The organism is Zunongwangia mangrovi (assembly GCF_900112105.1).
In the GTDB taxonomy this organism is placed as follows: domain Bacteria; phylum Bacteroidota; class Bacteroidia; order Flavobacteriales; family Flavobacteriaceae; genus Zunongwangia; species Zunongwangia mangrovi.
On record NZ_FOKV01000007.1, the window covers coordinates 87,820 to 111,683 of the forward strand.

The window sequence follows — 23,864 nt, forward strand, 5'->3', positions numbered from 1 at the left end:
CTTAAATTATGAAAAAAATAAAGCATACGGTTTATTTCCTATGCCTTTTCAGTTTTCTGTTTTCCCTTACTAACTGTAAGGGAGACGGGAAGTCTGATAAGGAAAAAGAGGAGGTAGCCAAAACCGAATCCGAAATCGATTTCTTGACCAAAGAAGATTACGGTACTACCGCTGAAGGGGAAAAGGTAGAACAATACACTTTAACCAATGAAGCAGGTATGGAAGTAAAGATCATTACTTACGGTGGTCGTATTACTTCATTAAAAGCACCAGATAAAAATGACGAATTTGAGGATGTGATCTTAGGCTTCGATTCTCTAAGCCAGTATACTTCAGATCATCCATATTTTGGAGCATTAATTGGACGGTTTGGTAATAGAATTGCCGGCGGTAAATTCAGTTTAGATGGGGAAGAATATCAACTTCCGCAGAATGATGGAGAAAACTCTCTTCACGGTGGTGATCAAGGATTCGATAAAGTGATCTGGACTGCTGAAGTTCCATCAGATAGCACATCATTGGTATTAACTTACCAGAGTAAAGATGGAGAGATGGGATATCCAGGAAATCTTGATGTAAAGGTAACTTATACTTTAAGTGAGGATAATTCTTTAGATGTCGAATATGAAGCTGAAACAGATAAGAAAACGATCGTTAATCTTACGCAACATTCTTATTTCAATTTAACAGGAGACTTCAGTAAAACGATCTTAGATCATGAGGTAGTTTTAAATGCAGATGAATTTTTACCTGTAGATGAAACTTTAATTCCTACTGGTGAATTAAGAAGCGTTGAAGGTACTCCTTTTGATTTTACTGAAGCTAAAAAAGTAGGTGAAGAAATTGAAGCTGAAAATAAACAATTAGAGCTGGGACTTGGTTACGATCACTGTTGGGTATTAAACGATCAAACTGAAGATATGCATTTTGCAGCTTCAGCTTACGATCCAGAGAGTGGACGTTTTCTTGAGGTGTCTACTACAGAACCGGGAATCCAGTTTTATACCGGTAACTTTCTTGATGGAACCTTACCACAGCAAGGTGGAGAAGGTACTTATGCAAAACGTTCTGGTTTTTGCTTAGAAACACAGCATTATCCAGATTCTCCAAATCAGGAAAAATTTCCTTCTGTAGTATTAAATCCAGGAGAGAAATACAGTTCTAAAACTAGTTTTAAATTTTCAGTAAAATAAGAATATGCAAACATTCGATACTTTAGATTGGATCGTTATAGGCGTATTTTGTTTACTACTTATAGGAGTTATTTTATACGTAGTTAGACAAAAATCTAACGATTCTGCCGATTATTTTTTAGGAGGTAAAGATGCCGGTTGGATTGCCATTGGTACATCGATATTTGCTTCGAACATTGGTTCAGAACATTTAATAGGTCTTGCCGGGGCAGGAGCTTCAAGCGGTATGGCCATGGCGCACTGGGAAATACAGGGTTGGATGATCCTTATTTTGGGTTGGGTTTTCGTACCATTTTATAGCCGAAGTATGGTATATACCATGCCCGAATTTTTAGAAAGAAGATATAACAAGCAGTCGAGGACCATACTTTCTGTGATTTCATTGATTAGTTATGTCTTAACCAAAGTAGCGGTAACAGTTTATGCCGGTGGACTTGTGTTTCAGGAGGTTTTTGGAATAGAAAAATTATGGGGCATCGATTTCTTCTGGATCGCTGCAATAGGTCTTGTTCTAATTACCGCTTTATATACCATTTTTGGAGGTATGAAGTCGGTATTATATACTTCAATTCTACAAACACCAATTTTACTATTAGGATCTGCAATTATCGTGGTTCTTGGTCTTAAAGAATTAGGTGGGTGGGATCAAATGATTGCTATAACAAGTTCTGTAGAGGTAAATGATTATGGTGATTCTATGGTGAACTTGATTAGAAGTAATAATGATCCAGATTTTCCTTGGTTAGGTGCTTTAATAGGATCTTCTATTATTGGATTTTGGTACTGGTGTACAGATCAATATATTGTACAACGTGTACTTTCTGGAAAGAACTTAAAGGAATCACGTCGTGGTACTATTTTCGGGGCATACTTAAAACTTTTACCGGTTTTCTTATTCCTTATTCCTGGGATGATAGCGTTTTCAATTCATTATCAGAATATTTCAGCAGGAGGCGAAGGATTTTTACCATTCTTAGACAATGGAGTAGCTAATGCAGATGCCGCTTTCCCAACATTGGTAGCTAAGTTATTACCAGCAGGAGTGAAAGGGCTTGTAGTATGTGGTATTCTAGCGGCTTTAATGAGCTCACTAGCATCATTATTTAATTCTTCAGCAATGTTGTTCACAATCGATTTTTATAAGCGTTTGAAGCCAGAAACACCAGAGAAAAAATTAGTACAAATTGGCCAAATGGCTACACTGGTAATCGTTATACTGGGGATTTTATGGATACCAATTATGCGAAGTGTAGGAGATGTACTTTACACATATTTACAGGATGTACAATCTGTTTTAGCACCGGGTATTGCTGCGGCCTTTTTATTAGGGATTACCTGGAAGCGTACCAGCGCAAAAGGTGGTATGTGGGGATTAATTTCTGGTTTAGTGATTGGTCTTACACGACTAGGAGCAAAAGTTTACTACAGTAATTTTGCCGAGGCGTCAGATTCTATATTTAAATATGTATTTTATGATCTTAACTGGTTATATTTCTGTGGTTGGATGTTCTTATTCTGTATCCTTGTGGTTGTAGGAGTAAGTTTAGCTACTGAGGCTCCAGAAGCCAAAAAAATCAAAGGATTAGTCTTTGGTACAACTACTAAAGAAGATCATGATGAAGACCGTAAGAGTTGGAACAAATGGGATGTTGTTCACTCTGTAATTATATTAGGATTGACAGGTGCTTTTTATTGGTATTTCTGGTAGAAAGAACGAAGTATTATATTAAATAAAAAAGCCGGTAAATAATTTTACCGGCTTTTTTATTGGCGCCGCCAAAGGGTATAGTACCCTGAGGCTTGCCTTTAAATTAAAATTTTATTTTCAACGAATGCCTTGTAAGCTTACCTGAAGGTATTTTATTTAAAAACACACTATAGCTAAATGGTTTAATCTAATTTTTTATATTTTGTACGATATTTATCGAATTATGATTTGTTAATTGCAATTAGTGGATTGATTTATAGATTTTTAGATCTCTTAAAAACACTAGCTAAATTGATAAAATGGAATGAGGTAAAAATGAATATATTGCATCGCATTAAAAAACAGAAAAAGGTTTGTAGAAAATTAGACCTTTTTCTATTGAATTTGTTATCAAAGAAGTCTATCTGAAGATTTTTTATTTATAAAGCACTTAGATTTTGTAAGTGTGAGTTTTACATCCGGGGAGAGAGGCTAGTGTCTTTCTCCCCAATCTAAGAAATACAGAGTTTTGTGTAATGATTTAAGAATGTCTATTTTTAAAGGCTAAGATAAATGTTCTTATGATCACTGGCGGGGTGAGAGAAAATATTGAAATTTTTAAATGAAAAAAAAACGTTATTCTTTAAAAGATATAGCCAAAGAATTTGGTGTTTCTTCAACAACCATATCCTTCATATTAAATGGTAAGGCAAAGGAGAAAAGAATTTCAGAAGAGTTAACAAATAAGGTCCTCGATTTTACAACCAAAATAAATTATCGTCCAAATCAATTAGCGCAAAGTTTAAGAACTGGTAAGAGTAAGATCCTTGTTTTTATGGTAGAGGATATTTATTCTAGAGTAGCCAGGATCATTGAAGATATTGCCTACAAGAAAGGATATCGTGTTTTATTTTGTAGCAATGATAATGAGGATAAAAAATCTAAAGAGTTAATCAACCTATTTAGAAACAGGCAGGTAGATGGTTTTATTATTGTACCTTCTCCTGGAATCGAGAATGATATAAAGAATTTAGTTAATGATGGTATCCCGGTAGTTTTATTTGATCGTTATTTTCCTAATCTGAATGTTAGTCATGTTGTAGCAGCAAATAAACAGGCTACTTATACCGCTGCGAATAATTTGATCCAAAATGGATATAAAAAGATCCTTTTCGTTACTACAGATGTAAAGCAAACGCAGATGCTAGATCGACGTTTGGGATATACAAATGCTGTTAAAGAACATGAACTATCACCAAATGTTCTTGAGATCTCTTTTGCTGAAAAAGATAGGGAAAAGCGAAGAAACCTGTTTAGGAATAAGATAAATAATACCGAAGATTTTGATGCGATATTCTTTGCTACGAATTACCTTGCTGTTAGCGCTCTAGAATTGTTACAGGAAGAATATCCAGAATATTTGCAAACTAAAGGCTTCTTTTCTTTTGATGATGATGTTTTGTTTAAATTATTTGATCCTTCTATTTCTGCGATCTCTCAACCTCTGCAGAGAATTGGCGAGCAATTAATGGAATTGATGTTGGAAAAACTGAAGAAAAAAGATGAAGAAGATTTAATTAGAAAGATCGAACTCGACTGTAATATTCAGTATCGAAGCAGTTCTTTACCAAAAACTTAAAAAAGCATGCTATATTAGCAAGCAACTATAAGCAAACTAACTAACATGAAAAACAAAAGACATTCTATAAAGGACATTGCGGCTGCCCTAAATGTCTCGGTAACTACGGTATCTTTCGTACTAAATGGTAAAGCAAGAGAAAAGAGAATTTCAGAAGAGGTTACAAAAAAAGTTTTAGATTATGCCAAATCCATCAATTATAAACCTAACCAATTAGCACAAAGTTTAAGAACAGGTAGAAGTAAGATCATCGTGGTGATGGTAGAGGATATTTCAAATTATTTCTTCTCTAAATTAGCCAGGATCATAGAAGATATTGCATATGATAAGGGATATAAGGTTCTTTTTTGTAGCAACGAAAATAAAGATGAGCGCTCCAGAGATCTTATTAATTTATTTAGAGAGCGCCAGGTAGATGCTTACGTTATTGTTCCCTCCCCGGGAATTCAGCAGGATATAGCAGAATTAGTTTCAGATGATATTCCTGTAGTTCTGTTTGACCGCTATTTCCCAGAAATTGAAACCAATTATGTGATTATAGATAACTCTGAAGCGGTTCATAAGGCTAGTCAGCATTTAGTGGATAATTCGTACAAGAATATTGGATTTATTACTATTTCGTCAAGTCAGACACAAATGGAAGCTAGACAACGTGGTTATCGTGAAGCTATGCAGGCTAATAATTTGAAAGAATTTGTACTGGAGGTTCCTTTTTACGAGAAAAATATAGAGAAAGTAAAAGAGCTTATAAAAGAATATATAGCAGCACAAGGCCTTGATGCCATATTCTTTGCAACAAATTATTTAACGCAAATAGGTTTAGAGGTTATTAGGGAATCATATCCAGAAAAGATCAACGAAATGGGGATTATTACTTTTGATGACAATGATCTTTTCAAAATTTATTTTCCGCCGATTACTGCTGTTTCTCAACCATTGGAGGAAATAGGAGAAGAATTGATGACAACTGTTCTTAAAATGTTAAAAAACGCTTCAGATAAACCTTATAAGAACCAAAAAATCCTTTCTGCATCTTTGATTGAAAGAAATTCATCTTTTCCAAATAAGTCTCGTGCCTAGCTCAGAAGTTTTATATATAAATATATGATTTTTAACCCTGAAAGCTAAAACGTTTTATTTAATCGATTAAATTATTTCTGATAAGATTGAAAGTATTGCAGATTATGTTCGGTTTAAATATGGTGTAGATAACGAAGGAGCAGGATGGAGCCTACCAGATTATAACCCAGAAAATTCATATAAAAACAGTTATAGAATTACAGCAAGATTCCTGTATTGGTTAACTAAAAAATATGATAAAAAAATTGTTCAGAAATTAGATAAAAACATGCGAAATAAAACCTATTCTGCAGATCTATGGAATCAATATACAGGTAAGTCTTTAGATGAGCTGTGGGCAGAATATAGTGAGTCACCGCAAATAAGTTAAGAAACTATGCAAAGAAGAAAATTTATCCAAAACTCGGCTTTATTTGGGTCGTTAGCAATGATCAATCCAAAAGTATCATTCGCATCCAGCTTAGAAAAATATCCTGTGGTTAGAACACCAAAAGGAGAACGAAATTTTGAAAGTAAGGCAATCGAAAAAGCCATAAAAGAATTTGGCAAAAAAGTAGATGATGAAGAACTGGCCTGGTTATTTAATAACTGTTTTCCAAATACTTTAGATACTACAGTCACCTATACTACAAAAAATGGAAGACCAGATACCTATGTAATTACAGGAGATATCGATGCCATGTGGTTAAGGGATAGTTCTGCACAGGTATGGCCTTATATGGCATTTGCAGATGAGGATAAAGATCTTCAGCATTTAATTGCAGGAGTGATCAATCGCCAAACCCAGTACATTCTAAAAGATCCTTATGCGAACGCTTTTTATGATGATCCTTCAAAAAAAGGGGAGTGGACAACAGATCATACAGATATGAAACCTGGTGTACACGAGCGTAAATGGGAAATAGATTCTTTATGTTATCCAATTCGATTAGGTTATAATTACTGGAAAACTACTGGAGATACGGCACCTTTTGATGCAGAATGGCAAAAAGCGATAAAAGAAATTTTAAAGGTGTTTAAAGATCAGCAAAAAAAGAATGATCGTGGTTCCTATCATTTTCAAAGAGAAACGGCAAAAGCTACAGATACTCGTGCATTGCATGGTTATGGATACCCGGTAAATCCTGTAGGATTAATTTGTTCGGCTTTTAGACCTTCAGATGATGCAACGGTATTTTCATTTTTAATTCCGTCTAACTTTTTTGCAGTAGTGAGTTTAAAACAGGCTGCAGAAATGATGACCGAATTGGCAAATGATAGCCAAACGGCTTCAGAATTATTAAGCCTGGCGAAAGAAGTAGATAGCGCCTTAAAAAAACATGCTATTGTAGAGCATCCAAAATACGGTAAAATCTATGCATTCGAAATCGATGGTTTTGGCAATCATTTATTAATGGACGATGCCAATGTACCTAGCTTGCTTTCTCTTCCATATTTAGATGCCATGCCGGTAGATGATCAGATTTATCAAAATACCAGAGCATTTATCTGGTCTACAGATAATCCGTTTTTCTTTAAAGGAAGCGCTGCAGAAGGTGTTGGTGGGCCACACGTAGGGATGGATATGGTTTGGCCAATGTCTATTACTATGAGAGGTTTAACCAGTACTAGTGATAAAGAAATTAAAGACTGTATTAAAATGCTTAAAGCTACTCATGGCGATACCGGATTTATGCATGAAACTTTTCATAAAGATGATCCTACAAATTTCTCAAGATTATGGTTTGCCTGGGCAAATACACTTTTTGGTGAATTTATCTGGAAAACCTACAAAGAAAGTCCAGAGCTTTTAGGATAAAACTTAAAATTTATACTGAATGAAAGTCTCCCAAAACACCTCAGTACAACTGATAAAATATAGCCTGATATTATCGGTTTTGGCCGTGCAATTTGCTTGTAAATCCAGCACAGGCAAAACTGAGGAGAAAGCAAATCTTACTAGTTATTTAAATCTGGAGGGAACGTAGTGATCCAAACTACTAAAGAATAATTTCGGAGAAAATCATCCTAACCAATCAATCTTCGAAATAACAGGGAACGTCTTGCGTTCCCTGTTTCGTTTTATTGGCACAGCCAAAGGGTATAATACTCCGAGACTTGCCTTGAAATTAAAAAATTGTTTCTAGTGAATGCCACGTGGGCTTACCCCGAGGTAGTTTACTAAAAGCATAACCTATTTTATATAATTTCGGCACATATTTTTAAGTGGATATTCATTATCTTTTCTGTCTAAATTCAGAAAATCAAAATTAAGTTAAAGCCTAGTTTATTAATGTATGTAAACGAAGCAATGATTTATATTTGTCTTTCAAGCTTAGTCATTTTTAAATGAATTTTCATGATCTGCCAAAACAACCAAGTATTTTTCTATCGTACTGGAATGTAGGAAAGCTGTTGTATGGCGCTTTACTTCTTTTTATTATCGAAACTTTGTTTTATTACGCAAAGTTTAATGAATCGCTTGTAGAAAACGATTTGCTTATCATTGGTTTTTGGCTTTGGTGTTTACTTTTTTCTTTTATTCACATGTTTTTGGTAATGGCCGATGTTTGGTCGCGATTTCAGAATTATAAAAGAGCTAAAGATCAAATGTTTCAGCATGGATTTAAAACAAAGATCGCTATAAATTATACGGGTAGTAAATGCCAGCGAATGGCGTTTATGGCCGCCGCCAAGGAGTTGGGAATCGATAAAGATGTGCAGCGATTTTATCAAAAAATGGGAATTAGCTGGTATCATTTTATTCCGACTTTTATGATAAAAGATCCTTTATTTCTCTTCCGTAATTATTTTTGGTCGCGTACTTTTTTAGAGCGCTATTATGCACCAAAATTCGATTTTAGAAATCAGCAAAAGCTACTTTCGTGATCTTAAAGGCCAATAATTTAACCAAAAGCTACAAATCTGGTAAAGCCGTAGATCATATTTCTATGCAGCTTAAAGCCGGTAAAATTTACGGGCTACTAGGTAAAAATGGTGCGGGTAAAACCACCTTGTTTAAGATATTGTGCAATTTGGTAACGCCAGATTCTGGTACGCTAAAAATTCATTCAGAGAAACGAAAATTTATAGGTGCGATCATCGAAAATCCCGGATTGTATGGCTATTTAAATGCCTACGAGAATCTAAAGATTTTTGCTGAAATTCAGGATGCACCCCGGGATAGAAAAAGTCTTCAGGAATATTTGAAGAATGTAGGACTTCCGTTAGAGCGAAAAGATGCAGTGCGTAATTTCTCGATGGGAATGAAACAACGCCTGGCTATCGCGATTGCCTTGCTAAACGATCCTGAAATTATCATTTTGGACGAACCATTTTCAGGATTAGATCCAACGGGTGTTTCAGCATTAATTCAGCTTATAAAATCACTGGCGGTTCAGAATAAATCCATTTTAATTTCCTCACATTTAATGACCGAATTACAGAATTGCTGCGATTATTTATACGTAATCGATAGTGGAAAATTGGTGAATAAGGGCGAAACCAATACGCTTTTTCAAAGATGTATTTCCAGGTTTACGATAAAAGGAAACAGAATAGGGAAGGTGAAAAACGAATTTCCAAATATCATTTATGCTGAAGATCACAGGATCGATATTCAATGTAATTCTACTGAAATTTCTAATGTTTTAGAAAAATTGGTTCAAAAAGGATACAAAATCACATCTTGTGTGCCACAGCTTACGTTGAACGAACTTTTAAGTCCGCTACCGCATGATGTATAGAATTTTAAAGGTAGAGCTATTTAAGTTGTTTCGAGAAGCCAAAACATGGTATGCGATCGCGGCAGTTTTAATTATCGAATTTATCATTTTGTTTGCCGCATATTATCAGGGAAAGACTATTTTAGAGCTATTATTAGACAATTTAAGGCAGTCTTTTTATTTTGAAGGAAACCTTCTTAACGGTAATTTATTGTTATACATCGTTTTAAACTCACTTTGGTTTAATTTACCTTTAATTTTAATGATCGTCAGTTCAGCTTTAATTACTGAAGAATACAAAACCGGAACTTTAAAAACTTTGATGCTGCAAGCGGTAAGCAAAAAGAAACTGATCACCGCAAAATATATTACGTCCGTAATTTTTACAATATCGATCTTAGCGCTTTTAATGCTTAGTAGTTTTGTATTGGCTTATGGTATTTTTGGAGATGGCGATTTGGTGGTGTATTTGGGAACTTTAAATTTTTTCCCTGCGGAAGAAGCCTTCTCCAGGATTTTATGGGCCTTTGCGTCTGGCACTTTAAGCATGATCTTTTTTACGACGGTAAGCGTAACTTTAGGAATTATCCTGAAAGAACCTACCAAAACCTGGATTGCTTCAGCGTTATTTCTAATCTTAAGTTCGTTATTTATAAAAGCCGATTTTGGTGATTTTGGCGACTATTTTTTTCCGAAGTTAACCAATTCATGGCAGCGATTTTTCGCATACGATCTGGATCATTATAGTATTTTTCAAGACAACATAATGCTTTTAGGATATACTGTTTTATTTGCTGTTGTTGGAATTTATAAATTCAGTAAAACCGATATTGGATGAAATTAAGGATCATTTTTTTGCTGATTTTAATGCTAAGCGTGAGCTTACAGGCGCAGGAAATCGATAAAGATTTATTGCGAATTAAAGAGCGAATGGAAGAGGTTTTACATTTCACCGCAGATATTGTGGTAGATGTTGAAGCGCCGTTTATAAATATGCCTACAAAAACGGCTTCGATGGAATATAATCGAGGCGAGAACATAAAGTTTGAGAGTAAAGATTTTTTGATCTTTCCAAAACGCGGACTCGATTTAACGTTTTCTGAACTTTTTGAGCATCCTTTTATCAATGTTGATCGTGGTTTTAAGACGATCGATAATCAAAATTTGAAAGTTTTAAGCGTAATTCCAAAAGACGAAAAAGCCGATATGGCGATGGCGACACTTTATCTGGATATTGAAAATGATCATATTATACTTTCTGAAATTACCACTAAAAATCAGGGAAGCTATACTTTACAAATGCAGTACAATGCTGCTGAAATATTACCAGATCATATTGAAGTTTCTTTTGCGATCGAAAATCTAAAAATTCCGCTTAATTTTATGGGAAGCGATACCAAGATCGATCGTAAAGCGATGAAAAGCAATGAAACCAACACCGGCACGGTGAAATTACAGATTAAAAATTACGATATTAGATAGCTATTTTTCATTTGATTCAAACGATATGCTTATGAATGTAAATAGAAAATATTATAAAGTGACTAAATAGATTTTTATTAATGTTCTGATTTTCATGGTTACAACTGAAATAAAAAAAATAACATTTCTGAATAAAAATATATCGAAGGATGAATTCAAGAGTACCAACTGTAAAGCAAACAAATTGGATTTCACTAATTCCCCATTTTATTATTATGGGAATACTTATTTTTATTTGGTATCAATTTAATCCAGAAAAAGCATTGCTTCTGGGCGCAATGACTTATTTAATCATTTCTTTCTTATTAAGAAACTTAATTCCAAGAGACCATAGAAAAGGAATAAAGAAAAATAATAAAGGAAGATTTAAAGATGCAATTTCTGATTTTGAGAAAAGCTATTACTTTTTCAAAAAACACGAATGGATTGATAAATACCGATTTATTACATTATTAAGTTCTTCAAAATTTTCTTATCGCGAAATAGCATTGGGAAATATAGGGTTTTGCTATGCACAAATAGGAAACGGAAAAAAATCTAAAGAATATTATGAAAAAACTTTAGAAGAGTTTCCAGAAAGCGTATTAGCGAAATCAGCTTTAAATATGATAAATGCTATTGAAAACAAATCTGCTCAATAATACCTTTGGCCAATTGCTAATTAATACTTGATCTTTTGGTAATATTTATTTTAAACATGAGCTAAATTGACTAATTAATCTGCAACTGTATATAATCGCGAACGATAGCTGTTTTTTCAAGAATGAAATATTCCAAAATCAAAAAGTGTATTAAAGGAAATTTTATGCTTTTGATATACTATAGCAAATAGGATTACTCCAAAACGTCAAATTCCACTTTTAAATTTTAAATCCAAGCAAGAATGATTTCAATGAGTTGTTGTTTATCTAAATCCACTTAAATAAAAAAGCGACCCAGATGCTATCCAGATCGCTTTTTTGATAAATGATATTGAACGGTATTAGTTCAGTTTTTTAACTAAAATTTCAGCAACCAGTTCAGATGATGCTGGATTTTGCCCGGTGATCAATAAACCGTCTTCAACGGCATAAGGAGCCCAGTTTTCTTTTTTAGAATAAATACCGCCATTCTTTTTAAGCATATCTTCCACTAAAAAAGGAACTACATTGGTAAGTTGAACCGCTTCTTCCTCTTCGTTAGTGAAGCCGGTAACTTTTTTTCCTTCCACTAAAGAATTTCCTTCAGCATTTTTAGTGTTCTTAAATACTCCTGGAGCGTGACATACAGCAGCAACCGGTTTGTTATGCTCATAAAAATCTTCAATAAGGGCAATAGAATTTTTATCTTCAGCTAAATCCCATAAAGGACCGTGACCACCAGGATAGAAAATCGCATCAAAATCTTCCTGATTTGCATTTTCTAACTTTATAGTGTTTGCCAAAACCTTCTGCGTTTCTTTATCATTATAAAAACGTTCTGTCGCTGGAGTTTGAGCATCTTCGCTCTCACTTTTGGGATCTATAGGAGGCTGCCCACCTTTTGGCGAAGCTAAAGTGATCTCAAAACCTTTATCTTTTAAAAAATAGTAGGGAGATGCAAACTCTTCGATCCAAAAACCTGTTTTTTCTCCGGTTTCGCCTAGATCTTCATGACTTGTTAATACAAATAACACCTTTTTCATTTCGTTGTTTTTTTTAAGGTTCTCACTATTTGTTGGTTCTGCTTGCGCTTCTTTTTTAGCGTTTTGCCCACAAGATGACAATAAAACCATAGTGAAAATCGCTGTTAATACTCTTTTCATTTAAGCAATTGAATTAATTTATATAGGCAAATGTAGCTTGAAGAAAGCCCTTAAAAATTGATGTATGATAAGAAATTACTTCTTGGCATTTTCTCTTCTTATCCTACTTAAACTCTCGGTTGTGATTCCAAGATATGAGGCAATATGATAATTCTTAACACTTTGTTCGATATTAGGATATGTAGTAATAAATGCTAAATATCTTTTTTTAGCCGATTGCGCCAGGCTTGCTAAAATTCTTTTCTGAAAACTAGCAAAAGCTCCTTCCATTTTTCTTCTGAAAAAAGTTTCTAGTTGTGGTATTTTCAGAAATAAGTCTTCCATCCCTTTTTTAGAGATTTTATATAGAATAGCATCCTGAATACATTCAATATTCATGATCGCCTGGGTGCTACTAAAAAAAGCAGTATAGTCACTTATCCACCAATCATTAATAGCAAATTGAAGCGTATGTTCTTTACCAGCTTGGTCTATAAAATATGTGCGTAAACATCCCTTGGACACGTAATATTGGTAAAGCACTGTTTCATTAGCTTCTAATAAGTTCTCTCCCTTTTTCAATTCTATTTTTTCAAGATGAGGGATGATTAAAAGAATTTCTTCCGAAGAAAGGGATATCCCTTTAAAAATATTTGTGACTACAGAATTTTCGATAAGCTATAAGTTTTAAGTAGCGAAGAATGTGGTGTATTTACAATTTAGAAATTAGGAATTAAAAACGTATAAGCTTAATAAGCTAAATTCGTTTCACGAAAAAATGTTGGTAAATATAAATATAATTGATTTTTAAAATAATGACCTTTAGCTAAAATGTTTTTTAGAATAAAAACATTCTTTTTCAACATTGAAACTAGATTGTAGCTTGGAATAGAGATACAAAAGTTATAATTCAGCCAAAAATGTTATTATTTATCTAATAAGGATTTTGTTACGAATAAATGTATCTAAATTTATTCGTTAACAAACCTAATCCTGTTGAAGATGAACGTGAGCTTGAAAGATAGACTTCAGGTTTCTAATTCTATTTTAGAAACTATAGGCGATACACCAATAGTACGATTACAACATATTTCTTCTACTAAAGTTGAAGTTTTTGCCAAATTAGAAAGCTTTAATCCCAGCGGAAGTGTTAAAGCAAGAACTTCTTTTAATATTCTCCAAAAAGCCATGGAGGCTGGTGAATTACGTGAGGGAGATACGGTGATCGAATCTAGTTCTGGCAATATGGCTATTGGCCTGGCTCAGGCTTGTTTAGTCATGGGATTAAAATTGATCGTTGTTGTAGACCCCAAAATCAACAAACTTACTTCGCAGTTACTGGAAACTTATGGAGCCACTATCGAAATGGTGACTAAACCTTTGGAAGAAGGCGGATTTTTGGGTGCTCGCTTAGCTAAAGTAAAAGACTTGCTTAAAAAGACTAAAAATAGCTTTTGGAGTAATCAATATGGAAATTTGGACAATCCCAAAACACACTATCAAACCACTCAGGAAATTTACGAAGCTTTAAATGGAAGATTAGATTATCTATTTGTTGCTACAAGTACGTGTGGAACTTTAATGGGATGTGCAGATTATATAAAAGCGAATCATCCTAATACTAAAATTATAGCTGTTGATGCAGTTGGAAGTGTGCTTTTTGGCGGTGAAGCTGGCACAAGAAAAATTCCCGGTCATGGCGCTGGGGTAGATTCACAATTTCTAGATGAAGATTATATTCATGATTTTGTTAAGGTGAGTGATCTGGAATGTGCTGCAGGATGTTGGGAATTACTCGAAAAAGAAAGTATTCTTGCCGGCGGTTCTTCTGGAGCGATCATAAAAGCATTTCAAAAATACGAGGATCAAATAGAAGAAGGCTCACGTTGCGCATTTATCCTAAGCGATGGTGGAAGCAGATATCTTGATACTATTTATAATCAGCAGTGGTTATTACGAAATATTCCGGGGGTTTATGATGCTTTAACGCCTATTGGAGGATGGAAAATTAAACCTTCTTTTGAATATAACGTCGCTATTGTCGGTCTTGGTCCTAAAGGTCTATACGGTTTGGAACGTTTGTTAGCTCAGCTTAAAAGTGAAAAAGTTAAGGAAACTGTAAATATTCATCTTTATAATAAAAACGAATATTTTGGTGCTGGTGATGTGTATCGCTTAGATCAGCCCGATTATTTAAAAATGAATTTTACAAATCAGAAAATAGATATTCGGCCTCAAAAACAACCAAAATCGATAGTTAAACTAAACAATTATACTACATGGCTTAGAGATAGTACTGGAACTGATGAGCGTTATTTAAAGGATCAATTTTCTTCACGAAAGATGGTTGGGAAATATCTTAGTAAAAGTTTTGAAGATTTAATTTCTTCAGCTCCAGAGAACATTAAGATATATCAACATCACGAAGAAGTTGTAAATATTACCGAAAATGAAGACGTGCTTCAGCTGGAAACACTTTCAGAAGTAAAATCAAAAAATCTTGTAGAGGTTCATAATTTGTTACTAACCACCGGACATGCGGGAAATCGTTCCGAAATTTTAGAAAATAAAGAGTCAATTTCTTCGAATATCGACTTTGTGTATCCGGTTGAAAAAAAATTAGTCAATATTGATTCTAATTCTTCCGTAGCGATAAAAGGAATGGGATTAACTTTTATAGATGCTGTTTTAGCTTTAACTGAAGGAAGAGGAGGAAGTTTTAGTGGTGTATGCAAGAATATGGAATATTTCGCTTCTGGAAACGAACCTGCTGTAATTTATCCTTATTGTAGGTCTGGTGCGTTAATGATTCCTAGAGTAGGAGAGATGCCGAAGGTTCCCGAGTTACGTTTTTTTACTGCTGAAAAACTGAGTGAAATTAGAAAGAATTCGGCTCATAAATTCGATTTTTCAGGAGATTTACTACCATTGATCAGGAAGGAATTTATTTATCGATATTACAGTGTAGCTTTCAGAAATTCAGGGGAAAATTTAGATGAAAATTTATCATTTTCTGAAATACTAAACGAAATTGAAAGCTTTCACATAAAATATCCTTCAGAAAAGCGGTTTTCATTTGAAGCACTCCAATCACCATTTATTCAGCATGAAGACTATGATACTTCAGCTGTAAAACATCTTCTGGACGAAACTTTAGCGCAGGTGTCAGAGGGAAGAAAAAGTCCGTTACTCGCGGCGATTGGCGCGTGGCATGATATAAGTCCGATTTTCAATGATCTCTATAGTTTTGGAGGTTTGACAGCCAGATCTCATCAAATTTTTGATACGGAGTATTTTTCTTTTTTCAACCGAATTAGTTACGGGCCGCCTTTAGAAAATATGTTTAAAATATTAGCAATATTAAAGGCTGGAATTTTAGATTTCAGCTATGGTAAATCTCCGAAGATAGATCAGCTACCCAATGGGAAATTTGAATTAGATAATTTTTCTTTAGAAACTAATAAAAAGGCAATTACCGACTATCACATCGATGCACGTATTCCTAAAATGAAATTACCTGAACAATCCTCTTTACTTTATAAAAATCTTTTTGAGAAAGGTAAAATGCAGGTTTTTCAGAATATAGATGAAACAGGGATTTACGAGACGGGAGGTATGGATCTTAGCAAAGAAGGACATCCAATTAGCAAAGAAGGAAAGGAATTACATAATATCACAATATATGGCACCCCTACCGAGGGTGTTACTTTCGATAATGATACGCTATCCAGAAGCCGTAACGATTTTTCATCAGTTTGGGCGAATGGCGTAGTAGATCACTTAAATAAGATTATTTCAAATTCTAAAAATATTAAATGAGCAATAGTAAGTATACAAATGGAAATCAGGAAAATGGGCTTACGCCAATAACTTCGCAATGGATGCACGATATTATGGATCATCCGGGAGTAGTGAATGAGCTTTTTGCAAAGTATGGCTCTCCATTAAACATTCTCAATCCTGCTTCTTTTACCCAAAATTGTACAAAATTTAAAGAGGTTTTTGAACTTAACAATGTAAAATCTGGAATCTTCTATGCCAGAAAAGCTAATAAAGCAAAAGCATTTGTAAAGCAGGCTTTTAAAGATAATATTGGGGTAGATACTGCGAGTGAGCGCGAGCTGTTACAATCGCTTCAGCTTGGTGGAGATGGTGATCATCTAGTATTAACTTCAGCAATAAAAACTAAGAAGCAGATTGAAATTGCTATTCAGAATAATGTACCAATTGTTTTAGACAACGATGATGAATGTATTCTGGTTAATGATCTTGCTGAAAAAAATAATAAAAAAGCTATTGTTGCTTTTCGCATAAGTGGTTTTCATGTCGATGGAAACAAACTCTACAGCCGCTTTGGCTTCGATATCGACGAAATTGAAGAATATTTAATTAACAAAGTTGGTGAAGATAAAGCCTATAGTAATCTTAGTGCAGTGGGCCTACATTTTCATTTAGATGGCTATTCTACGCACCAAAGAAGTGAAGCTTTGTTGCAATGCATCAAATTGATACAAAATTTAAAAGAGCATGATTTCTCACTTCGATTTATCGATATGGGCGGTGGAATTTTGATCAATTATCTAGAGCATAAAAATGAATGGTTACATTTTGATGAAAGATTGAAGCAAAGTCTGAAGGATGAAATTTCACCGGTGACATTCAATAAAAACGGACTTGGATATAGATTCGAAGACGGAAAAATAAAAGGGGAGAGGAAAACCTATCCTTATTTTAATGAAATCCATTCAGATAAATTTTTGAATGAAGTTCTACAATATCAGGATCAAAACAGTGATTCTGTTGCTTCTTTACTTCAAAAGAAAAATGTTGAAATTCGTATAGAACCGGGTAGATCTTTAGTAAATCAATCTGGGATGACCATGGCGAAAGTTGTTCATCGAAAAAAAGATGCAAAAGGCCAATGGTTAATTGGTTTAGAAATGAATATGAGCCAGATGATGAGTTCTAGCGCAGATTTTATGCTGGATCCTTACGTTATGTATGCAGATTTGGACGAAAATAAAACAGAAAATGACGCTGTAGATGTTTATTTTACTGGGGCTTATTGTTTAGAAAAAGATGTATTATTGAAAAGGAAAGTAAGCTTGCCTAAACTTCCCGAAATTGGTGATGTTGTGGTTTTTGTAAATACTGCCGGCTATATGATGCATTTCTTTGAAACACAAGCGCATCTTTTTGAACTGGCACCCAATTTAGTTTATACTGAAAAATCAAATTCCTTCGAACTTTCCAATTTTCATTTAGATGCGGATAACTAGCTAACATTAATATTTTCATCCTGAATCTGGTTCGGTTGGAAATCGGATTTGATTCAGGGTGACCGTTAAAGTTATAATTCAGCTTGAAAAAAACTGATTACTAAGTTTAAATTGAAATTACCCACTATTTTATTTAATCCCAAAGCGGTTATTTACCAAATCGATTACAATGGTATTATTCATAAAAAGATCGCTGCCAATCACCGCTTTTAGGTTTTCAGATTTCAGGGTTTTACTCACTTTTTCAGCTTTAGTAAAAAAGGCTTTTTTATTATTGATCGGCAGGTTAACATCTGCAATTCTAATTTTGGTAGTAATATTACTTCCGGTAAAACTAATATCTTCGCCCCAGGATTTCAAATTCTTTATTTCTGTATGATTTTCTTCAGTAATACTTTTAAATAAGTCGGCATCTATTGTAGCAAAAGGAAATAAGCTTGCATGGGTATTATACACCACGGCATTTTTACTTCCGTTGGCAATTAGGTCTAAATACAGCTGATTATTTTTAAAGCGAAGCGGCGTATAACTAAAAGAATTTGCTTCCCAATCTTCTAATTTCTCAGTAATCACTAATTGCTGAGATTTGAAATCTATAAGTAAAATTTTGTTTTTGATCTCGTTAGCTCCCAATGTGCCAATGATATCAAAATCTTTTAAGTTTTCAGATTTTCCAAAATTCTTCTGAACCATTAAGCTATCCTGAGCGATTGGTTGCTGATTTCCAAAATGGATTTGGTTATAAAAAACATCGTAACCTTCTCTATGCTGAATATTATTTTGTAAGGCCGGATAAGCCGAAGTAATCGCATTTAAAGTATCGCCGTAGATCACATTATGATCGATACCAAGATCCAACTGCATTTTAAAAGTCTTGTCTATTCCTTCTAATTTCACCGGAATAAGAATTGTGCCGTGATTAATGGTAAAGCCACCCTGTTTTAATTTTTGCCATTGAAAATTGATCGTATCTGAAGCTATTTCATATTCATTTTGTACAATTTTCGCATCATTTTTACAGGCGAAAACCAATGATATAAAAATACTGTATACAAAAATTCTGAAAGGTAAATGTTTAATCATAGCATTGGTATTGGATTGAAAAAGCAATAATTTCTGAAATATAAAACTTTTATAGAAACTCGAATATTACCATAAAAGTATAAGCGATCAGGAATTGTTCTTCTTCAATATTTTAATGATGCGGTTATAGATGATTTCGTGCAGGTTCCAGTTGTAACCTTCAAAATCTACGGTATTGGTGAATTGAATAACGACCGTGTCGATATCTTTATGATATTTGGCAATGCTTTGATATCCTGGGATCAAACCCGTATGCTCATAGCGGTAAATCGAAGAATAAATCTCTTGTTCTTTTTCATCTTTAAAAACAGAGCCATCATTTAGTGCTCTAATAAATTTTCCCAAATCTTCTGCTGTAGCCAGCATCACATCGATATTATCGTATTTAAGATCGCCTTCGTAGCCTACATAATAGCCACTCATTACATCATCTATGTCTACATCTTGAATGGACGCATAAGTATTTTTAAGCTGAAGTGGATCTAGGATTTTGGCCTGAATATAATCGAAAGTATCGTAACCTAAAACACGCTGAATGATCCTGTCGATAAGCAGATAATTGGTGTTTGAATATTCGTAATCTGTCCCTGGTGCAAAATTTGCAGGCTGGTCTAATACCAAAGCCAGATTTTCTTCAGCGGTTTCTTTTGGTGCTGCCCAGTACATATACGTATCGGTATAATTTGGAATCCCACTACGATGTTGTACCATCATTCGCAGCGTGATTGCTTCAGCATTTTCGATTCTTCCCTTTAATTCTGGTAAATAATCAGCAAGATTTTTATCTAAAGAAAGCTGGTTTTCTCGCACTAATTTCGCAATCGCAACAGCATGATAAAGTTTACTTATACTTGCTATTTTAAAAATGGAATGTGGATCTGCCGGAATTTTCTCTTCCTTATTTTTATATCCCGCAGCAAAGAATTCGGGTTCGTTACCTTTCTTATCTACGTAAACAATAATACCATCAAAGCCAAGACCGGTAGCCCGATTTACTTGTTCCTGCACCGTATCTGGTAAAGGCATCAGCCAGGCTTTTAGGATGATCCATGGAACAAAAAAGAGAGAAGTAATTGTGCCGATAGCTAAAACAATCCGAATGATGGTTTTATATTTTTTAGAACTCATATTTCAATACAAACCTATAGAGTTTGAGGCATCTTAAGGCTTAATTTTCTTATTTGTACGAGGCTAATTTAGTTAAAATAAATGTTTTTAGAAATGACGAATATTGATATTCAGTATTTTCCGAAGGAATTATGATGTAATAAATATTTCTACGGAAGTTAATAAAGATAGCGGACAACTTATCGATTTTCAATAAGTAGATTACTACTGGGCAAGCCCGTGTGGCATTTTTTGACAATCGTCTTTATATCGAGGCGACCTGGAAATAAATAAAATCTTTAAAGTCATATTAAATTTATTTGTCTAGATAGCTCGAGATCAAATCGATGTATAGAATTATTAATGTTTTAGAATTCTTCCCAATTTAATGTTAGGTAAAAGTGAAAGTTTGATGCTTAAAGACTTTAAAGTTTATTTTTGTTTGCAAACCCAATTATGATTAGAATAACTTACTCCACTTTACTCGTTTTCTGCCTGTTTTTTTGTGTTCAGTTTGCTGGTTTTGCTCAGGACTCGAAAAAAAAACAACCCAAGAGGAATTTTATTTCCAGATATATTAATAACGTTTTAAATGATACGGTTTCTAAAGAACGTTCTCAATTCTTTGTATTTCCAACTGTAGGATATCGTCCCGAAACCGGAGTAGAATTTGGAGTAACTCCGCTTTATATTTACTACGCAAACGAAGATGTAAATAACCGTTTAAGTGAAATGAAAGCCTACAGCTTTTTTACGCTAAATGGGCAGTATGGGATTAGAATGAGTCATGCATTATATTCAGATAAGGATACCTGGTTTTTTCTAGGAGATATCGATTTTGAACAATTTCCGCTGAAATATTATGGAATAGGAGGTAATGTTCCGCAGAAAAATATCGCGTTGGTAGATGCTACTCAAATTCGGATTAAAGAACGGGTTTTACGTCGAGTGCTCGAAAATTTCTATATCGGTCTTGAAACCGATTTTAGAAGTTTAAGCAATGTTTCTTTTGATCCTGCTGAAGGGCGAGATGAAATAGATTTTGAATTACCCTTTGGAGCTGATGGAACCACAAATTTTGGATTGGGAGTAGGTTTTGTGTACGATGAGCGCCATAATGTTTTAAACGAACGTGATGCCTTTTTTAGCGAATTTGCATATCTAAATTATAATCCTTTCTGGAAAAGTGATGTAGAATATCAATTAATAACTCTGGATAACCGAATTTATAAGAAAGTAAGTGAAAATAATGTCCTCGCCGCACAACTTTACGGTGAATTTAATTTTGGCGGTGACGTACCTTTTAATCAGCTTTCTTATATGGGCGGTGAAAGTTTAATGCGTGGTTATTTTAAAGGACGGTACAGAGATCGGAACCAGATTGCAGCACAGGTAGAATATCGATTTTTACCTTTAAAACTTGGTTTTACAGATCGTTTAGGTGCTACGATTTTTACAGGAGTGGGAGAAGTTTTTAATGATTGGGACGAGTTACAGGTAAATAATGTAAAATGGTCTGCCGGTGCAGGAGCACGTTTTTTGATCTTCCAGCAAAAGGATGTTTACCTGCGGTTTGATTATGCGTTTACTAAAGACGACAGCAACTTTTATATAAGTATTGGAGAAGCATTTTAAAAGTTTCATTTTAAATTATACCCAATTTTTACCCAATATTGGGTATTGCAGAAATAAATTTATAGTAATATCATTGCATAGATAAGTTCTCGAAAATTGGGGTTTTTAGAACTTATCTCAACCTAACCGTTTAAGTACAGAATATTTTAAGTAAGCTAAGAGTCTTGAAATTTAATTTTGTAGTTCATAGCGGTAATATATAAAGTGGGGACAGCTATGTAGGGGTGCATTCGTCCCCATTTTTTATTTCACAATTTTATTTTAGGTGATATACAAGTAGTGTTATAGTAATATATCCTTAACCCCAATGCCTTGCCCAATTTATAAATCTTCAATTTTTTTGTGAATATAAGATGACTTCATTTGGAAGCCGAAAAATTGAATATATCCACAGACCCTACGCTCTTCTCGCTTGTTAAACAAGGGAATCAAATAGCTTTTAAACAGGTTTATGATAAATATTGGGATAGACTTTATATGTATTGTTTTAAAATTTTAAATGATACCTGGCTCGTCGAAGATGTTCTTCACGAAGTATTTACGCAAATTTGGATTAGAAAAGAAGAGCTAGAAATCACGAATCTTAAAAGCTACCTTTTTAATGCAGTTCGTAATAGAGCCTTACTAAAAATTAGAGACGATAAATTCACAAAATTAGATGAAGCGATCGTTGGTAAGCTTGAATTAATTCCTGAGATCGAACAAGAATTTGATAAAAATGATACTATTTTAGCTATAAACCGCGCTTCTAAAGAACTTCCAGATCGTTGTCGTGATATTTTCTATATGAATAAGATTCAGCATTATTCTTCAGCTGAAATTGCAAAGCATTTCAATATATCTCAAAGAACAGTAGAAAATCAAATTAGCCTTGCACTAAAACATCTACGCAAAGAATTAGGAACAACTTTAATAATCCTATTGTTTTCTGGCAATTTATAGCCTAAAGTTAGCATAAGGTTCAGCCTGGGTTAACAAAATATTAAGATCAAATTATTTGAGATTTTGGTGTGTGAAATAAGCCTGGCTTTTGTGTCTTGTTTATATAAAGCTAATGAACATGACCAAAGTTGAGTTTTTTGATCTTTTACAGAAATTTGAAAAAGGAACGTGTAGTGCTTCTGAAGTGAAACTTCTAAAACGCTATTGTGAAAAAGTGCAGATCAAACAAGAATCGTTATGGCAGCTAAGCAATAAAGAAGAGGTTAAGCTTAGACTTTTTACCAGAATATTAAGCACTATTGAAGTTCAAAAGCCTAAGAAACAATCTTCATATAAAATAAGTTACTGGTCTATTGCCGCTGTTTTTGTAATGCTTTTAGGTAGTGCTGTTTTATTGAAACAATTTTTCGGAGATCGTGAAAATAGTGCTTTTAATGAGAATCAAATTACTTTAGAACTTCCTAACGGCGAATTAAAAGTTATAGAAAAAAGAGATGGCGATTATGCTGTTACGTCTAATGGAAGCGTTCACGGAATAAACAATAATCAAACCCTTATTTATAACAATTCTGAAACTTCTAAAGTAATCGAATATCACACACTTAATGTTCCTTACGGTAAAACATTCAAATTACAGCTGGCAGATGGCAGTAAGGTTCATCTAAACTCAGGGTCTTCCATAAATTATCCATCTCAATTTATAGAAGGAAAAAATCGTGAGGTTACATTAACAGGAGAAGCGTTTTTTGAAGTAGCTCACGATTCTTTGCATCCGTTTTTTGTGAATGCAGATCATCTACAAATTAGCGTTCTAGGCACCAAATTTAATGTTCAGTCCTATATCGAAGACGAAACAACAGATGTTGTATTGGTAGAAGGAGCAGTGGCTCTCGCTCCAAATGAAATTAGTGATAATAGAGATCAGTTCATATTATCTCCCGGAGAAATGGGAAGCATTAAAAAGAGCAATAGCAGAATTGTTATTACTGAAACCACTCCAGATATCTATACTTCCTGGATGGAAGGGAAGCTTATTTTTCGTGATATAAGTTTTAATAGCATGATAAAAAAGCTGGAACGACATTACGACAAGACCATTATCAACAATAATAAAGTGCTGGCAAGAGAAAAGTTTAGCGCAAGCTTTGGAAAAATAGAGGTCACTAAGCTTTTTGAAAGTTTAAAGAAATACCATGGTATCGATTATACAGCATCTGGAGATACTATCTATATCAATTAATATTTAAAATAAAAACTATGTAAAAATTGTA

Annotated in this window: 20 protein-coding genes; 16 read left to right on the forward strand and 4 right to left on the reverse strand. The window is 34.0% G+C overall.

Features of this window, described 5'->3' with window-relative positions; genetic code table 11:
- Positions 1–8 precede the first annotated feature (8 nt).
- The 11 genes from BM201_RS14270 to BM201_RS14320 all read left to right on the forward strand — a co-directional run bounded on the left by BM201_RS14270 (position 9) and on the right by BM201_RS14320 (position 11,426).
- The gene (locus tag BM201_RS14270; protein ID WP_092543792.1) at positions 9–1,193 is read left to right on the forward strand and encodes an aldose epimerase family protein; all 1,185 of its coding nucleotides are present in this window, start codon (positions 9–11) and stop codon (positions 1,191–1,193) included.
- Positions 1,194–1,197: 4 nt separating this feature from the next.
- Complete coding sequence (locus BM201_RS14275; RefSeq protein WP_092543793.1) at positions 1,198–2,901, forward strand: sodium:solute symporter; 1,704 nt, start codon at positions 1,198–1,200, stop codon at positions 2,899–2,901.
- A gap of 601 nt (positions 2,902–3,502) precedes the next feature.
- On the forward strand, positions 3,503–4,519 hold the full coding sequence (locus tag BM201_RS14280; RefSeq protein ID WP_092543795.1) for a LacI family DNA-binding transcriptional regulator: 1,017 nt from the start codon (positions 3,503–3,505) through the stop codon (positions 4,517–4,519).
- 45 nt (positions 4,520–4,564) lie between these two features.
- Positions 4,565–5,599, forward strand: a complete 1,035-nt coding sequence (locus BM201_RS14285; RefSeq protein ID WP_092543797.1) for a LacI family DNA-binding transcriptional regulator — start codon at positions 4,565–4,567, stop codon at positions 5,597–5,599.
- A gap of 94 nt (positions 5,600–5,693) precedes the next feature.
- Positions 5,694–5,969, forward strand: a complete 276-nt coding sequence (locus tag BM201_RS14290) for a basic secretory family protein (protein ID WP_245758659.1) — start codon at positions 5,694–5,696, stop codon at positions 5,967–5,969.
- Positions 5,970–5,975: 6 nt separating this feature from the next.
- Positions 5,976–7,397 (forward strand): glycoside hydrolase family 125 protein, encoded by a 1,422-nt coding sequence (locus BM201_RS14295; protein ID WP_092543799.1) that lies wholly within the window; start codon positions 5,976–5,978, stop codon positions 7,395–7,397.
- Positions 7,398–7,927: 530 nt separating this feature from the next.
- Positions 7,928–8,467 carry a hypothetical protein gene (locus BM201_RS14300; RefSeq protein WP_092543801.1) on the forward strand — a complete coding sequence of 180 codons (540 nt, stop codon included), beginning with the start codon at positions 7,928–7,930 and terminating at the stop codon, positions 8,465–8,467.
- Complete coding sequence (locus BM201_RS14305; RefSeq protein WP_092543803.1) at positions 8,464–9,324, forward strand: ABC transporter ATP-binding protein; 861 nt, start codon at positions 8,464–8,466, stop codon at positions 9,322–9,324. The genes BM201_RS14300 and BM201_RS14305 overlap by 4 nt, the downstream gene beginning before the upstream one ends.
- Positions 9,314–10,141: an ABC transporter permease gene (locus BM201_RS14310; RefSeq protein WP_245758651.1), complete on the forward strand. Its 828-nt coding sequence runs from the start codon at positions 9,314–9,316 to the stop codon at positions 10,139–10,141. The genes BM201_RS14305 and BM201_RS14310 overlap by 11 nt, the downstream gene beginning before the upstream one ends.
- Positions 10,138–10,785, forward strand: a complete 648-nt coding sequence (locus BM201_RS14315; protein ID WP_245758652.1) for a hypothetical protein — start codon at positions 10,138–10,140, stop codon at positions 10,783–10,785. Before BM201_RS14310 ends, BM201_RS14315 begins: the two co-directional genes overlap by 4 nt.
- A gap of 149 nt (positions 10,786–10,934) precedes the next feature.
- Entirely contained in the window at positions 10,935–11,426 is a 492-nt protein-coding gene (locus BM201_RS14320; RefSeq protein WP_139219248.1) for a tetratricopeptide repeat protein, read from the forward strand.
- Positions 11,427–11,767: 341 nt separating this feature from the next.
- Here the strand turns inward: BM201_RS14320 and BM201_RS14325 are convergent, their stop codons facing one another.
- Both BM201_RS14325 and BM201_RS14330 read right to left on the reverse strand, forming a co-directional pair.
- Complete coding sequence (locus tag BM201_RS14325) at positions 11,768–12,568, reverse strand: type 1 glutamine amidotransferase domain-containing protein (protein ID WP_092543809.1); 801 nt, start codon at positions 12,566–12,568, stop codon at positions 11,768–11,770.
- Between the two features lie 75 nt (positions 12,569–12,643).
- Positions 12,644–13,129 carry a Crp/Fnr family transcriptional regulator gene (locus BM201_RS14330; protein WP_245758653.1) on the reverse strand — a complete coding sequence of 162 codons (486 nt, stop codon included), beginning with the start codon at positions 13,127–13,129 and terminating at the stop codon, positions 12,644–12,646.
- Positions 13,130–13,549: 420 nt separating this feature from the next.
- Here BM201_RS14330 and sbnA point away from each other — a divergent pair, with 420 nt between their 5' ends.
- Complete coding sequence (gene sbnA, locus BM201_RS18145) at positions 13,550–16,366, forward strand: 2,3-diaminopropionate biosynthesis protein SbnA (protein ID WP_175487052.1); 2,817 nt, start codon at positions 13,550–13,552, stop codon at positions 16,364–16,366.
- Entirely contained in the window at positions 16,363–17,826 is a 1,464-nt protein-coding gene (locus tag BM201_RS14340) for a type III PLP-dependent enzyme domain-containing protein (protein WP_092543813.1), read from the forward strand. Before sbnA ends, BM201_RS14340 begins: the two co-directional genes overlap by 4 nt.
- Positions 17,827–17,955: 129 nt before the next feature.
- On the opposite strand, the gene BM201_RS14345 is transcribed toward BM201_RS14340, so the two are convergent.
- Positions 17,956–18,909 carry a hypothetical protein gene (locus BM201_RS14345; protein ID WP_092543815.1) on the reverse strand — a complete coding sequence of 318 codons (954 nt, stop codon included), beginning with the start codon at positions 18,907–18,909 and terminating at the stop codon, positions 17,956–17,958.
- Positions 18,910–18,996: 87 nt separating this feature from the next.
- Entirely contained in the window at positions 18,997–20,037 is a 1,041-nt protein-coding gene (locus BM201_RS14350; protein WP_092543817.1) for a serine hydrolase domain-containing protein, read from the reverse strand.
- Positions 20,038–20,472: 435 nt separating this feature from the next.
- Here BM201_RS14350 and BM201_RS14355 point away from each other — a divergent pair, with 435 nt between their 5' ends.
- From BM201_RS14355 to BM201_RS14365, 3 genes are all read left to right on the forward strand, one after another.
- Complete coding sequence (locus BM201_RS14355) at positions 20,473–21,651, forward strand: BamA/TamA family outer membrane protein (RefSeq protein ID WP_092543819.1); 1,179 nt, start codon at positions 20,473–20,475, stop codon at positions 21,649–21,651.
- Positions 21,652–22,029: 378 nt separating this feature from the next.
- Positions 22,030–22,593: an RNA polymerase sigma factor gene (locus BM201_RS14360; RefSeq protein WP_175487053.1), complete on the forward strand. Its 564-nt coding sequence runs from the start codon at positions 22,030–22,032 to the stop codon at positions 22,591–22,593.
- Between the two features lie 118 nt (positions 22,594–22,711).
- On the forward strand, positions 22,712–23,833 hold the full coding sequence (locus BM201_RS14365; protein ID WP_175487054.1) for a FecR family protein: 1,122 nt from the start codon (positions 22,712–22,714) through the stop codon (positions 23,831–23,833).
- Positions 23,834–23,864 lie beyond the last annotated feature (31 nt).